14 protein-coding genes are annotated in these 15067 nt (G+C 54.5%); 12 read left to right on the forward strand and 2 right to left on the reverse strand.

Annotated elements, in window-relative coordinates:
* The 3 genes from C4542_05630 to C4542_05640 all read left to right on the forward strand — a co-directional run.
* A partial coding sequence (locus C4542_05630) for a DegV family protein (GenBank protein RJO61743.1) occupies positions 1 to 865 on the forward strand: 865 nt, incomplete at its 5' end.
* A gap of 18 nt (positions 866 to 883) precedes the next feature.
* Complete coding sequence (recG, locus tag C4542_05635) at positions 884 to 3337, forward strand: ATP-dependent DNA helicase RecG (GenBank protein RJO61756.1); 2454 nt, start codon at positions 884 to 886, stop codon at positions 3335 to 3337.
* Positions 3338 to 3498: 161 nt separating this feature from the next.
* Complete coding sequence (locus tag C4542_05640) at positions 3499 to 5175, forward strand: arginine--tRNA ligase (GenBank protein RJO61744.1); 1677 nt, start codon at positions 3499 to 3501, stop codon at positions 5173 to 5175.
* A 3-nt stretch (positions 5176 to 5178) separates the two neighbouring features.
* Here the strand turns inward: C4542_05640 and C4542_05645 are convergent, their stop codons facing one another.
* Positions 5179 to 5409 (reverse strand): Lrp/AsnC family transcriptional regulator, encoded by a 231-nt coding sequence (locus tag C4542_05645; protein RJO61745.1) that lies wholly within the window; start codon positions 5407 to 5409, stop codon positions 5179 to 5181.
* A 112-nt stretch (positions 5410 to 5521) separates the two neighbouring features.
* On the opposite strand from C4542_05645, the gene C4542_05650 reads away from it, so the two are divergent.
* From C4542_05650 to C4542_05690, 9 genes are all read left to right on the forward strand, one after another.
* On the forward strand, positions 5522 to 6139 hold the full coding sequence (locus tag C4542_05650; protein ID RJO61746.1) for a methyltransferase domain-containing protein: 618 nt from the start codon (positions 5522 to 5524) through the stop codon (positions 6137 to 6139).
* Between the two features lie 47 nt (positions 6140 to 6186).
* Entirely contained in the window at positions 6187 to 6609 is a 423-nt protein-coding gene (locus C4542_05655; protein RJO61747.1) for a DUF177 domain-containing protein, read from the forward strand.
* A 30-nt stretch (positions 6610 to 6639) separates the two neighbouring features.
* On the forward strand, positions 6640 to 6840 hold the full coding sequence (locus C4542_05660; GenBank protein RJO61748.1) for a 50S ribosomal protein L32: 201 nt from the start codon (positions 6640 to 6642) through the stop codon (positions 6838 to 6840).
* Between the two features lie 39 nt (positions 6841 to 6879).
* Positions 6880 to 7818 (forward strand): [acyl-carrier-protein] S-malonyltransferase, encoded by a 939-nt coding sequence (gene fabD, locus C4542_05665; GenBank protein ID RJO61749.1) that lies wholly within the window; start codon positions 6880 to 6882, stop codon positions 7816 to 7818.
* Positions 7818 to 8561: a 3-oxoacyl-[acyl-carrier-protein] reductase gene (gene fabG, locus C4542_05670; GenBank protein ID RJO61750.1), complete on the forward strand. Its 744-nt coding sequence runs from the start codon at positions 7818 to 7820 to the stop codon at positions 8559 to 8561. Before fabD ends, fabG begins: the two co-directional genes overlap by 1 nt.
* Positions 8562 to 8593: 32 nt before the next feature.
* A complete protein-coding gene (gene nusB, locus C4542_05675; GenBank protein ID RJO61751.1) occupies positions 8594 to 9004 on the forward strand; it encodes a transcription antitermination factor NusB in 411 nt (136 codons plus the stop codon).
* A gap of 14 nt (positions 9005 to 9018) precedes the next feature.
* Positions 9019 to 9594, forward strand: coding sequence for an acyl carrier protein (gene acpP / locus C4542_05680; protein RJO61752.1), 576 nt, complete (start codon positions 9019 to 9021; stop codon positions 9592 to 9594).
* A gap of 441 nt (positions 9595 to 10035) precedes the next feature.
* Positions 10036 to 10509: an NfeD family protein gene (locus tag C4542_05685; GenBank protein ID RJO61753.1), complete on the forward strand. Its 474-nt coding sequence runs from the start codon at positions 10036 to 10038 to the stop codon at positions 10507 to 10509.
* Positions 10510 to 10511: 2 nt separating this feature from the next.
* A complete protein-coding gene (locus C4542_05690) occupies positions 10512 to 11408 on the forward strand; it encodes an SPFH/Band 7/PHB domain protein (GenBank protein RJO61754.1) in 897 nt (298 codons plus the stop codon).
* Between the two features lie 636 nt (positions 11409 to 12044).
* Here the strand turns inward: C4542_05690 and mfd are convergent.
* The gene (gene mfd, locus C4542_05695; protein ID RJO61755.1) at positions 12045 to 15065 is read right to left on the reverse strand and encodes a transcription-repair coupling factor; all 3021 of its coding nucleotides are present in this window, start codon (positions 15063 to 15065) and stop codon (positions 12045 to 12047) included.
* Positions 15066 to 15067 lie beyond the last annotated feature (2 nt).

The raw sequence follows: 15067 nt of genomic DNA on the forward strand, positions 1-15067 counted from the left end.
TGTACCTGCATTTCTCAACATCAGAGGACGCAGCTATCGCGACGGAGTAGACATTACGCCTGATGAAGTATACAAGAAGCTTGTAAAGAGCGATGTGCCTATCACCACTTCTCAACCCCCGCCCGGTGATTTTGCCGAAACTTACAGGCATGTTTTAAAAGAAGCCGATGAAATAGTGTCTATCCATGCGACCTCCAAGCTGAGCGGCATTTACAATTCGGCTGTTCAGGCACGCGAAATGGTCAACGCAAAAGGGCGCATAGAGGTGGTTGATTCAGCGAGCGTCTCGATGGGTTTGGGACTCGTCGCTATTGCGGCTGCTCGCGTGGCAAAGGCCGGAGTAGGTTTACCCGGAGTCCTTGAAGAAACCCGCAAAGCCGTAAATCAGGTTCATATATGGGCAGTTTTCGACACGCTGAAATATGTTTTACGCGGGGGGAGACTCGGTAGAGCTAGCTCTCTTTTGGGCAGTGTGCTGAACGTCAAACCTGTTCTTACCATGAAAGATGGCGTAATACACCCGGCGGGGTTCGTGCGCACCCGGGCCAGGGGAATAGAAAAGCTACTGGATAATTTGAAACGCTTTCATAACGTCCAGGATGTCGGTATAGTTCATAGCAGCACACCCGAAGAAGCGCAGACGCTGCGCTGCCGTTTGAGCGCGCTGGTGGATAAAAACCGCATTTATGTTTCCCGCCTGGGCCCCGCGCTGGGCGTACATGGCGGTCCTGGTACGCTGATACTGGCCTTACGCGCCAGCGATACCCCCAAAAGCAGCGTGGAAGATGCCATCGAAAAGGCGCGCAAGCGCATTCAACTGCCTTCTTTCCATGCGCCCAAATTAAATATTTCTCCCCTTTCCTGATAACTGGAGAGGATGACCTTGCCGCTGGATAGCACGCGCCTGCGCCAGATTCTCGAGCAGGAGAAGAAGCTCGACTACAGCAACAAGTCCGTTTTCGGCGGCCTCGACCTTTTCCTGGCTAACTGGTTCGGTCAGGCCGTATCCCAGATAAGCCAACCCTCCCGCCTCAAACAGCTTCGAAAATTGTACCCACCGGCTTTCAGCTATGGCACTCTCTCGCCGCAAGAACGAGAAAAATGGATAGACAGCCTGCTGACTTTTGTAAAGCAGGATGATGCGCCTCAGTCCAGCGAGAAGGTCATAGACACAGCAAAGGAATCCTCCGTGGCCAGAAAAACTCTATCCCCGCAAACTGCGACCGCCGCCTCCCTAGACTCCCCGGTAACAGTCATCAAGGGAATTGCCGGCGCCCTCTCGGACCGCTTCGCCAGATTAGGCGTGCGCACCATCCGCGACCTGCTTTACTATTTTCCCAACAGGCACCTGGACTACAGCCGGTTGCAGACTGTTTCTCAGTTAAGAGAGGGCAATGACCAGACCATCATGGCCAACGTCTGGGAAGTGCGGCCGACCTTGCTCGGCGGGCGGCGCAGCACCGAGGCCACGCTGGGCGACGAAAGCGGCAACGTGAGAGCCGTCTGGTTCAATAACCCTTATGTCGCCCGCCAGATGAAATCCGGCGACCGCATTGTCATGAGCGGCAGGGTAAAGATATTCGCCGGGAGGCCGGTTTTCGAATCGCCCGAATGGGAACTGGCCGAAGACAGGGAACTGGTGCATACGGGCAGGCTGGTGCCCCTCTATCCGCTGACGTCCGGTCTGCATCAGCGCCAGGTGCGCAAACTTGTCAAAAGCGTGGTGGACGACTGGGCCAGCAAGCTGCCGGAATTTATGCCCGTCCAAATCTTGAGACGGTTAACCCTGTTAGGGCTTAATAAAGCTATCGCTCAGGCTCATTTTCCAGACGACGCGCAGCTTAAAGACCATGCCAGGGTGAGGCTGGCCTTCGACGAACTCTTTTTGTTGCAACTGGGGGTCATGGCCAAAAAACGCAAATGGCAGACGGAGCAACCGGGCATCCCTCTTGAGATAGACAAGGCCGTGCTGGAGCGTTTTATCTCCTCTTTGCCCTTTAACCTCACGCAGGCCCAGAGGCGCGTTACGGCGGAAATCGTGGGCGACTTATCCAGGCCCGTGGCCATGTCGCGCCTGTTACAGGGCGAGGTGGGCAGCGGCAAGACGGTGGTAGCCCTGGAGGCCCTGCTCATGGCGGTGGCCAACGGCTATCAGGGAGCGCTGATGGCTCCCACCGAAATTCTGGCAGGACAGCACTTCGCCAGCGTCTGCAGCATGTTGGCTGGCATGGGTAAGGCGGATAGTAAAGACGAATCGCTCTGTGTCTTTTCGGGCATCACTGCTAAACCCCTTAGCATTGCGCTGCTGATAAGTGACGTCAAAGGATCTGCCAAAAAGGAGCTAAAAGAGAAGCTGCTGTCCGGCGAAATCGACATCATAATAGGAACGCACGCCCTTATCCAGAAAGAGGTTGGATTTGCCAAACTGGGGCTGGTGGTGGTGGATGAGCAGCACCGCTTCGGCGTAGAGCAGCGTTCGGCTTTACGGCAGAAGGGATATAATCCCCACATGCTGGTGATGACGGCTACCCCCATTCCTCGCACCCTGGCTCTTACGCTTTACGGCGACCTCGACCTGTCGGTCATAGACGAGCTCCCTCCCGGCAGGCAGGAGATAAAGACCAAGTGGTTTTCTCCCGCCCAGCGCGAATCAGCCTACCGCTTTTTACGCAAGCAGGTTCTCGAAGGGCACCAGACGTTCATCATCTGCCCGCTGGTGGAGGAATCGGATAGTGTGCAGGCGAAGGCCGCCATAGCCGAGTACGAGAGGTTGTCCAGCCAGGTATTCCCCGATTTACGCCTGGCTCTGCTGCATGGGCGCATGTCCGCCGCCGATAAGGAAAGGGTGATGGTGGCGTTCCATAGCCACGAATGCGACGTCCTCGTATCCACGCCCGTGGTCGAAGTCGGCATAGACGTGCCCAACGCCACGGTCATGATGATAGAAAGCGCCGACAGGTTCGGCTTGTCGCAACTGCACCAGTTCCGCGGACGGGTGGGGCGCGGCGCGGCCCAGAGTTACTGCATGCTCATGGCCGAAAACCCATCCGACATCGGCAGGCTCAGGCTGGATATCATCGAGACCACTCAGGACGGGTTCAAACTGGCTGACGAAGACCTCAAATTGCGCGGACCGGGCGAGTTTTTCGGTACGCGCCAGTCCGGTCTGCCAGACCTGCGCATGGCGAAGCTGTCCGATATTGCCATACTCGAGATGGCCCGCGCGGAAGCCACGCGTTTGTTCCAGGAAGACCCTGACTTGAAAACCTCGGAAAACCGGCCACTGGCAAAAGAGCTTTCCAGAATCTGGCCGCAAAAAAGCGGCGAGTGGAGCTAGAGGCAGTGCGTCTGTAAAGGCACAATGCATTGTGCCCTTGCGACTTGACCGTGTATCGTGACCTGGTGGCCATTCCTGTGCGTAACCCCGCGTTTTGAGCGTCAGGCGCATCTCTGTGCTATAATCGTAAATCTAACTCATTATATAAACGGAGTATTCATTTGGACGGTATACTTGAGATAAAACAAAAGATAGCGGCCTTGCTCAAACAGGCTGCCGAACAGGCTCAAAAGGAAAGCAAACTGCCGCAGGTGGCGCTGCCAGAAATCATTGTAGAGAGGCCCCAGAACAGCGGACACGGAGATTATGCTTCAAGCCTGCCTTTGAAACTGGCGCGCTCCATCGGGAAAAACCCCATTGCTATCGCGCAGGCTATCGCCGAGCTGATTCCATCCACGCCGGAGCTGGCGTCTGTGACGGTAGCCCCTCCCGGCTTTATCAATTTCACTTTACGCTCCGACTGGTTGAGCAAACAGGTGGAGGAAATCCTGGACGCCGGCGAGAATTTCGGTGATGTCGATGTGGGTAAAGGCCAGTCGGTACAGGTGGAATTCGTCAGCGCCAATCCCACCGGCCCTTTGCACGTGGGCCATGGGCGCGGCGCGGTGCTCGGCAGCACGCTGGCGAATATCCTCGAAGCTGCCGGTTTCAACGTGGAAAAGGAATACTACATCAATGATGCCGGCAGCCAGATGATGGCTTTTTACCGCTCGCTTTATGCTCGTTACCAGCAGGCGTGCGGCATAGATGTCGAGATGCCTCAGGAAGGCTACTTCGGCCAGTACGTAATAGACCTGGCGCGAGAGATTAAGTCTGAAGAAGGCGACAGGTTTCTCAACCTTCCGGCTGATGAAGGCGCAGTAGAACTTGGCAAAATCGGCGTTACCAAGATGCTGGCGCTAATCCGTGGGGACCTCCAACTGCTGGGTGTCGATTTCGATTGCTGGTTTTCGGAGCAGAGCCTTTATGACAATGGCCAGTTTGTCAGAGTGATGGATATATTGCGCCGGGAAGGACACCTGGCCGAAAAAGAAGGCGCCACCTGGTTTGTCTCTACAGCTCTCGGTGAAGATAAGGACAACGTGGTGGTGCGCTCGAGCGGCTCTTCAACCTATTTCGGCACGGATATCGCCTATCATTACAACAAATTCATCGAGCGCCGCTTTGACCGGGTAATAGACATCTGGGGTGCCGACCACCAAGGCCATGTTTCGCGCATGAGCGCTGTCATGGGCGCTCTGGGCGTCGACCCGGCCAGGCTGCGCGTCATCATTTCCCAATTGGTTACTTTGCGCCGCGGCGGCGAGAGCGTGCGCGTTTCCAAGCGCAGCGGCGACATGATAACACTGCGAGATGTGATAGACGAAGTGGGGGTTGATGCCTGCCGCTTTTTCTTCCTGGCGCGTTCGGCCGACAGCCAGATGGACTTCGACCTGGAGCTAGCCAAGAAAGAATCTTCGGAAAACCCCGTGTATTATGTCCAGTATGCCCATGCCCGCATTGCCAGCATTCTGCGGCTGGCGCGCGATGAAGGAATAGATTTCTCCGATGGGGAAGTAGCTTTGCTCACCGAAGAGCCGGAGCTGGCTCTTGTGCGCCTGATGTTGCAGCTGCCTGAAATCGTCGAATTCTCAGCGCGCACGCTGGAGCCTCAAAACCTGCCTCATTATGCCCAGGACCTGGCCACCTGCTTCCACAGTTTCTACAAGCAATGCCGTGTTATTGCGCAACAGAGCCCCGAGCAAAGCAAGGCACGACTCAAGCTGGTAGCCGCAGCCAAAGTCGTGCTGGCCAGAGCACTCGGTCTGATGGGAATGACGGCGCCGGAGACGATGTAAGGACTATACCGCCAGGCAGGTCACGGTGCGTGAAATGCCTTCTACTGCGTGTATCTTGCCGGTTATGATGTCGCCAATTTCATTGAGGGTGTCAGCTTCGATAACGGCGATGATATCATATGGGCCGGTGACGGTGTCGACGGATTTGACGCCTTTCATCTTGTGCAACGTAGAGACCACATCTTTGTTCTTGCCCACGGCGGTTTCAACAAGGACGAAAGCTTTGGCGGCCATAGAATCCTCCTCGTAAGATAATCTGCATGGGATACGTTTGAGTGATAGGATTATAATTGGCTCACAGAATGCTGTCAAACTATATTGAAGCCAAGCAGAGAGATGAGATCCTGTGTTTAGTATCAACTACGCTACCATCGTAGACCCTGTCCTGCGCGGTGTGCGTAGATATGTGCCTGATTTCGCCGGCATGAAAGCGGGCGACAGCGTCCTGGATGTTTGCTGCGGGAGCGGCGCTCAGGTTTATGAATATACGCGAAGAGGCTTGGTGGCTACTGGACTGGACAACAGTCAGGAGATGTTTGCCCTGGCAGAAAAATACTATAAAAACGGCGCATCCGGGGCCTCGTTCAAACTGGGGGATGCGGCGCATTTGCCGTTCGCAGACGGCAGTTTTGATTTTACTTCTATCTCCATGGCGCTGCATGATAAAGACTTCACCATAGCGAATATGATCGTAAGTGAGATGAAACGCGTGACGCGTCCGGGCGGAATGCTGGTGTTCGTGGACTACAGCGTGCCGTTACCTCGCAGCGTAACGGGTTGTTTCATCCGGGCCATAGAGTTCATGGCCGGGGGCGAGCATTTCCGCAATTTCAGATGTTACATGAAAAATGGCGGTATGCGGCGTGCGATGGAGATTAATGGGCTGAAAGTTGTTAAAGAAACACGTGTCAAAAACGGGAATATAACGCTGTTGCTGGCCTGTGCGCCCTCGTTTGCGCCGTGATAGCGCTTTTAGTGTATAATAGTAAGGTTTCTTTGGGAAATATACCCATGCTGGAGATAAATGTTGCGCAAATGCTCAAGGGCACCATCGGGACTGAGAAAATAGTTCCGGTAAGCGGGAGCGTGGATATAACGGGTTACGGGGAAAGTCCTGTCGAGGGGAAAGTAAGGTTTATACGCACCAACCGCAGCATTCTCGTTAAGGGTACACTCGAGACCCGGGTGCAGGCGAATTGCGCGCGTTGCATTGAAGGGTTCGATTGCCCCTTGACGCTCAATATTGAAGAGGAATACTTCCCTATGACCGATGTCAATTCAGGGGTTCCGTTGCCCGAACCCGAGGAGCCTGGTTATTTTGTGATTGATGAACATCTGATTCTGGACCTGTCCGAGGCTGTGCGCCAGTACGCTTTGATGGCGATTCCCATGAAGCCGCTGTGCCGCCCCGAGTGTCCGGGAATTTTGATATAATCGAAATCTTATAAGGAGCAAGAACGAGTTATGGCACCACTACCCAAGAGAAAAATTGCACACGCCAGGCAGGGCGAGCGCCGCAGCCACATGAAGCTCAAGGCCGAGGCACTGGTCAATTGTCCCCAGTGCAATACCCCCAAACTTTCCCATCATGCCTGCACCAATTGCGGCAGTTATAATGGGCGCGAGGTCATTGAGATCGAGACTCCCAAGAAAAAAGCCTCCTAACATTTAACGGGATTGAGCAAAATTCAGGAGAGATTGACGATGGCTCATTCTCCAAGGGTGGCCTTTGTCTTCCCCGGCCAGGGTTCACAGTTCGTTGGCATGGGGAAAGATGTTTATGCAGGCTTTGAGCAGGCGCGTGCCGTTTTTGACGCGGCGGATAAGGCCCTGGGATCCCAACTTTCGCAGCTATATTTTGAAGGCCCAGAAGAGGAACTGCGTTTAACGGTAAACGTCCAGCCGGCTATAGTGACCTTCAGCCTGGCCATACTGGCGGTGATGCGATCGGGCAACCACCCGCTAACCCCCTCTTTCGCAGCCGGGCACAGCCTGGGTGAATACAGCGCGTTAGCAGCCGCAGGCGCGCTCAGTCCATATGATGCCATACTGCTGGCCCGCGAGCGCGGCAAGCTCATGTATCAGGCTGGCGTCAAGAAGCCGGGAGCGATGGCTGCGGTCATCGGTCTGGCTGACGAGGTGGTGAGCCAGCTCGCCGCCGAGGCCGGCGTTTACGTCGCCAATTATAATTGCCCCGGGCAGATTGTCATCAGCGGAGAGGTCAAACGCCTGGAAAAAGCCAAGGGACTCGCCACCTCACACGGGGCGCTCAAGGTCGTCCCGCTCCAGGTAAGCGGGGCCTTCCACACATCGCTTATGCAGCCTGCCGCCGACGGTCTGGCGCAAGTCATCTCCAGGGTTAATTTTAACGCTCCTTTCTTCCCGGTAATTGGCAACGCCAGCGCGAAGCCTATGGTTTCCATCGGCGACGTCAAAGACGAGCTGGTGCAACAGCTTACGCATTCCGTGCAGTGGCAAAAATCCATCGAATATCTCCTGTCCCAGGGGGTAGAAACCTTTGTCGAGATAGGCCCGGGTAAAGTGCTTTCAGGTCTTATAAAGCGCATCAAAAGGGATGCCAGGACAATCAATATCGGAGATGCCCAGTCGCTTGGAGACTTTATAGAAAAGGGGATAGTTTAATGGACTTTTCGGGCAAGGTAGCGCTCGTCACCGGTTCCGGCCGCGGTATCGGCAAGGCCATTACCCTCAAGCTGGCTTCGGCAGGAGCCATAATGGTGGTCAATGATATTTCTTTAACTAACGCCCAGATAGTGGTTGACGAAATAAAGGGTCAAGGCGGAGATGGTCTGGCAGTTGGTGCCGACGTAAGCTCGGCCGCAGATGTCTCCCGCATGGTGGAGGCGGCCATCGCCGCCTACGGGCACATCGATATCCTGGTCAATAACGCCGGTATCACACGCGACCAGCTTCTGCTGCGCATGGCAGATAGCGAATGGGACGACGTGCTGAATATAGACCTCAGGAGCGTCTTTTTATGCACGCGCGCGGTTATCAAGCACATGCTCAAGGAGCGCAAGGGACGCATTGTCAGCATCGCCAGCATCGTGGGACTGATGGGAAATGCGGGGCAGGCGAACTATGCGGCTGCCAAGGCTGGCATCGTTGGTTTTACCCGTTCGGTGGCCAAGGAAGTTGCTTCCCGAGGCATAACGGCTAATGCAGTAGCCCCCGGGTTTATCGAGACTGATATGACGGCCAAATTATCCGAAAAACAAAAACAGGATTTAATGTCCCGCATTCCGCTGGGTTACTTGGGTACACCGCAAGACGTAGCCGAAGTCGTGGCGTTCCTGGCCTCGGACGAGGCACGATACATCACCGGGCAGGTCATCACCATAGACGGCGGCATGGGCGGCGCGTAAATCCGTACCGAGAACACTCTGGCTATAGCTATATGACTGGTGAAAGACGCAAGGCGCGCGAACTGGCGCTGCAGGCATTATTTGAGATAGACCTGGCGGGACATGCTTCGAACGAAGTAATGTCGCGCGCAATCGAAACCGGCAACCTCTCTCCTGAAGGCGCGGCTTTTGCGCGCGAGCTCCTGGAGGGCGTCGTCCAGAACAGGGAAAAGATCGACGAGCAGATAAGGCATTTCGCGCCTGCCTGGCCTCTCGACCAGATGGCCACTGTGGACCGCAATATCCTCAGGCTTGCAATCTACGAGCTTTTACACAATAATAAAGTGCCTGTGAAAGTGGCTATCAACGAAGCAGTGGAACTGGCCAAGAGTTTCGGGGCCGACAGCTCGCCCAGGTTTATCAACGGCGTTCTGAGTTCTATCAGCCATCTGGCTACTAGATAGCGCTGGAGGTGCAATTGGCGACAGTTTATGAACGCGTAAAGAAAGTTACCATCGCTCAGCTTGGGGTGACTGAAGATGAGGTCTCGCCTGATTCCGCTTTGATGGCCGACCTGGGGGCCGATTCACTGGACCTGGTTGAGCTTATGATGGCGCTGGAACAAGAATTTAGCACCTCCGATAAAAAGATAACTATCCCGGATGAAGAGAGCGAAAAGATGATGTCGGTGCAGGATGCCGTGGATTTTTTGCACGGGATAGGAATATCCGATGTACAAGCCCAGCCCAAGCCGGTGGAAAAATCAGGTTTTGCGAGGATCAATCTTCCGAGACCCAATATATCCAGACCCAATCAGCCGAGGCAGGACAGACCGCAGGATAAACAGATGAACCGCCAGGGTGGCGGCAACCCGCCGCGCGGAGGGCAACAGCAGCAGCAACGCAGGGATAACCGTCCCCGCCGCGACAGGCCGCAGGGAAATATGCCACGGCCAAATAATCCACCCAGGCAGCAGCAACAGCCACCGCCAGCGCCTCAACCGCCACCGCAGGCTCCACAGAAACCGCCTGAGCCCGGAAACCCGGCGAGCTGATAACAGACTGGTTATGTCAATTAAACAAAGAGGGAGGCAAAACTCCCTCTTTTATTTATATCCACAGGGGAGTATTCGCTCGTCCATCTAGAGCAGAACATGCCATAACCGTGGTAATGGCGGGCTATTATGAAGACAAACAGGATGATGAGCAAATCTGTCATGACGCCTAACAATAGAAAACCGTTCTTCATGCTAACCTCTTTTGGTGATAAAATTAGTTCAAACGCTGAGGTTGAAAAGGCTTTACAATCCGATACGCTGGGTATATCATCGGTGTCGAGACCAAAGAGATACAATGTCTGATATACTGCTGCTAAAACAATCTGAGGACGGTAGCTTAATCAGTATTGTCGCGATTATTTACAAAAATGAAGGAACAGCCGACTATTAGAGCGTTTGGCTGTCAGCCTTCATAGTCTTCAAGGCAGGAGCAATTCAATGATAGATAGTATAGCAATTGGATCATCCACTTCATGGGTTTGGGCGGTATTTGTGGTTATCGGTCTGTTTATGATTCTACTGGAACTTATCATCGGCGTACAGACCGGGTTTGACTTGGTATTCCTTGGGTCGGCCTTCATCCTTGGTGGACTCCTGACCTGGCCGTTACATTCATGGATCCTGACATTAATCGCAACCAGTGCAATCTGCTTGGCGTATGTGGGGCTTGGCAGGAGATATGTCCATAGGTTGACTGCGGTGCGAAAATCGAAAACCAACATCGATACTATCGTTGGTAGAACAGGAATCGTCCTGCAAAAAATCGCCAGAAATGTTGATGGTCGGGTAAAAATTGGCAACGAAGATTGGAAAGCAAAAGCAGCAGAAGACATTGAAAAGGGTGACGAGATAGTTGTCTCGGGTGTTAGTGGAGTTACGTTAATTGTGGAAAAGACTAAAGGAGGCGAATAAAAATGGAAGCAGGAGCGATAATTCTCATAGCCATCGCGGTGGTATTAATAGCCACTCTCTCCAAGTCGGTAATCATCATAAACCAGGCCCAGAAAGGCATCGTAGAAAGGTTTGGCAGGTATAAGGAAACCCTGGACCCAGGGCTCAAGTTCCTCATACCTTTTGTGGATGCGCTGAGAACTAGAATAGATATGCGAGAAACCGTCCTCGATATAGAGCCTCAGGCGGTTATTACCAAGGACAATGTAGGTGTTACTGTAGATGCCGTAGTCTATTATTACGTGACAGACGCCAAGGCTGTCCGATATGAAGTTGCCAACTTCTACGTTGCCATAAGCAAACTGGCACAGACGAATCTAAGAAACCTGGTTGGTGACATGACCCTTGATGAAACATTGGCTTCGAGAGAACGTATCAATGCTTCCCTGAGGTCAACCCTCGATGAAGCCACCGATAAGTGGGGAGTAAAGGTCACCAGGGTAGAAGTCAAGGAAATCCTGCCACCCAGAGACATCACCGAGGCCATGAGCAAGCAAATGAAAGCCGAGAGAGAAAAACGAGCAACTATTTTGGATGCGGAGGCCTATCGACAGAAACAGATACTTCAAGCTGAGGGAGATAAGCAGAATGCTATTCTGGTTGCTGAGGGCGATAAGCAGGCAGCAATCTTGAGGGCTGAAGGGGAATCCAAGGCGATAGAGTACGTGTCTAAGGCAGCCAGCGAATACTTCGTCGGCAATGCACAGTTATTGAAACAACTTGAGGTGACTCAAGCTTCTTTGAAGGATAATACGAAACTCGTAATCTCTGACCAATCCAGGTTGATTAATGTTCTGGGGCTTACGGAAGCGTTAGGCGGATCGCAACTGACACCCAAAACCCAATCAAAGCCGAAATGAAATCCAAGTCGCCGTAATGCCTTGTCTGAAACGTGGTAGGATGGTAAGTATCCCACGAGGAAGGTACGCGAAGGGTTTTGATAAAACTCGGGGACTTAGCTGATGGAGCTAAGTCCCCTCACCCCCCCACCGCCTCCGCCGCATTATGGTCGTCGAAAAAACTCCCCGCCCGGTCGTCCCTGTGGAAACAATATGACAAAGACTTCTCGACTACTCTCAATACCTGTGCTATCATTTCCCGTTATGGCAAAAGACTATACTCAAAACGGGCATGAAAGAATGGGGATAAACCGGTCGAAAATGGTGTAAAGATGAGGGATTTCGGGGCGTTTTTGGCTCGAATTGAGGTGGTCGAACTGCCTGACCCTTTAAAACGACTCCAGGCACGGGCCACGCACGAAAAAGAGAGCGTCGTTTCCTCAAATGGGGCATTTTGCGCGAAACGAATCAGCATCTCCTCTCCCTTGAGGGGAGAGGACAGAAGGTGAGGGTGAGACCTTTGCCCGAAGCCCTACCCCTCACTCTTATCTCTCCCCTAAGGGGCGAGAAGAAGGTTGTTTCTGCCCGCCACTGATGTTTCGGCTATCCATCCTGGCCTCCAGCATGACAGTGAGGGGCATGGCACGCCGTGCCCTTTTAAGCCCCCAGCCTCCCCACCACGTCCTCCAATGTCTTCTGCCAGCCTTTGCCGAGCACGGCAGTATCCAGCCGGACCTGATTGAGAGTCACCTTGATGCCCGCACGGGGTAGCTTGTCCGCCTCAGGCGGAAACTGCATACCGCTGGGCCGCCGGAGCACAATCAGGCTTCCCTCTGTGGAGATGGACTCCAGCTTCGCTCTGGCCGCCAGCACTTTTATCCTCACCGCGTAGAGTAGATTGATTACCTCGACGGGAGGCGTTCCGAAACGGTCTTTGAAGTCCTTGCCCAGCACATCGACACCCTCGGTATTTCTGGCGCCTGCCAGGCATTGATACAGGCTGAGACGCGTATCGGTATCGGCCACATAACTCTCAGGAATGAAGGCAGGCTGCGGCAGGTCGATGGTGGGCGGCGGCAAGCGCAGGGATGGGGTAAAGGATTTGCCGGCTTTCTCGGCGCTTTTACGTGCTTTAAGCTCTTCCACAGCCTCAGCCAGAAGCTGGGTGTACAGGCTGAATCCGACCGAATTGATGTGGCCGCTCTGGCGTACGCCCAGGATGTTGCCGGCGCCCCGTATTTCCAGGTCTTTCATGGCAATGCCGAAACCCGCCCCCAGCTCGGTGGCTTCATAAATGGTGCGCAGGCGCTGGTCGGCGTCCGCGGTCAGACGTTTACCTTTATCGTATAGGAAATAGGCGTAGGCCAGATTGGCGCCGCGCCCCACGCGCCCTCTCAACTGGTAAAGCTGGGTCAGTCCCAGCCTGTCCGCCTGGTTGATGATAAGCGTGTTGGCGTTGGGCACGTCCAGGCCGCTTTCGATGATGGTGGTGCACAGCAGCACGTCCACGCTTCCCTGGGCGAAATCTCCCATAACTTTTTCGAGGTCGTCCTCGCGCATCTGGCCGTGGCCGATGGCTATACGAGCTTCGGGGACGAGCACCCTGAGCTTTTCCGCCAGAATGCCAATGCTCTGCACGCGGTTGTGCACGAAGAATACCTGGCCGTTGCGCTCCAGTTCCCTGACGATAGCTTCTCTGACAAGCTGGTCGTTGTATTCAGCCACGAATGTTTTGATGGGCAACCTGTCTTCCGGCGGCGTTTCCATGACGCTCATGTCGCGCACCCCCACCAGAGACAGATTGAGGGTGCGCGGGATGGGAGTGGCCGAGAGGGTGAGCACGCCGACTTCCTGGCGTAAACGTTTGAAGTGCTCTTTGTGGCTGACGCCGAAGCGCTGCTCTTCGTCGATAACCAGTAGCCCCAGGTCTTTGAAGGTAACGTCCTTTTGGATCAGGCGGTGCGTGCCGATGGCGATGTCCACCGAGCCGTCGGCAATGCCCTCGACAACCTCTCGTTGCTCTTTGTGGCTTTTAAAACGGCTGAGGGATTCCACGCGCACGGGGAAGGCGCTCAAACGCCCTTTGAAGGTGGTATAGTGCTGCTGCGCCAGCACGGTGGTGGGCACCAGCACTGCCACCTGCTTGCCGTCCATGACGGCTTTAAAAGCGGCGCGCAAAGCAACTTCAGTCTTGCCGTAGCCCACATCACCGCATACCAGCCGGTCCATGGGCCGCGCGTGAGACATGTCCTCTTTTATCTGCGCGATGGCGCTGAGCTGGTCGGGCGTCTCGACATAAGGGAAAGAGGCTTCCAGTTCCATTTGCCAGGTGTTGTCCGGCGAGTAAGCGAAACCCTGTACCACCTCGCGCGCCGCGTAAATGTTGAGGAGCTCCTGGGCGATGTCTTCGGCGGACTCGCGGGCCTTTTCTTTGCTCCTCACCCACTCAAGACTTCCCAAACGGCTGAGGGTAGGTGGGTGGTCGCTCGCCCCGATATAACGCCCGACACGGTCTATCTGGTCGGTGGGCACGTAGAGGCGGTCGCCGGCGGCATATTCCAGCAGCATGTACTCGCGCGTCAGGCCGCCTGCGTTCATGGTGATGACGCCGGAGAATTTGCCGATGCCGTGCTCGATGTGCACCACGTAATCGCCCGGTCTTATGTCGATGTAAAGCTTGTGGTGCGGCACGGCGCGCCGCCGCGTGAGCCGCTGCTGTTTGAGGAAACCGAAAAGCTCGCTGTCGGTGAAAAGATACGTGCTCTTATTGAGTTCCCATCCTTGTGCCAATAAACCCTGCACCAGTGTGATGGAACCGGGTGGAGGCAGACTGCCGATATCGTTAACTACGGTGGTAATCACGCCCTCTTTATTCAGGAGCTCTGCCAGGCGCTCAGCCTGATGGCTGACGGCGATAACCCTCTTTTTATCTTCGAGCAATTGCTTGACCTTATCTATCCAGACAGGGAGTTGCCCCGCGTAGCTGCGGGCTTGCGCGAAATCAAGTCGCAGCGCCTCGCTTTCCTCGCCCGATTGCCAGTCGAGGAATTCCAGGTGTTGTATGTGGCTTAGCCCAGTCTCTATCTCATCCCACGTGAAGTATGGTCTGGGAAAGTCTCCAGGTAGTTCTTGAGAGGACTGCCTTTGCTCGAATACGCGCTGCGCTTCATCATCCAGAAACCTTGCTTCTTCCTCGATGCGGCGCGGCTCGTCCAGAACTAACAGGCAACCGGGGGGCAAATAGCTCAACAGCGTATCGGTGTTGAACAAGGGTGAGTACAACGATGGCGTTTCGGGTGACTGACCGTTTTTGAATAGCTCGATATCGCGTTCGAACTCCTGGCGCGATTCAGGGTTGAGACTGGTCAAGTTGATATTGTCTAATATGGTACTGATGCTGCTGACATCGCCTGTAAAATGCCGTGACATGTCGGAAGCGGGGTCGACATCTATCGCGTCCACCGGTTTCAGAGAGCGCTGACTGATGGGTTCGAACAGGCGCAGGCTGTCGATGGTGTTGCCGAAAAACTCAACGCGCACGGGCATTTCCGATGTAGGCGGGAATATATCAATGATGCCGCCGCGCCGGGAGACGCTGCCCGGCACCTCTACCAGGCTTTCATTCTGGTATCCAAGAGCGTTAAGGCTGGCGAGAAGTTTGAGCAGGTCTATCTCCATTG

The sequence above is a fragment of the Dehalococcoidia bacterium genome (genome assembly GCA_003597995.1).
Lineage (GTDB): Bacteria > Chloroflexota > Dehalococcoidia > Dehalococcoidales > UBA1222 > SURF-27.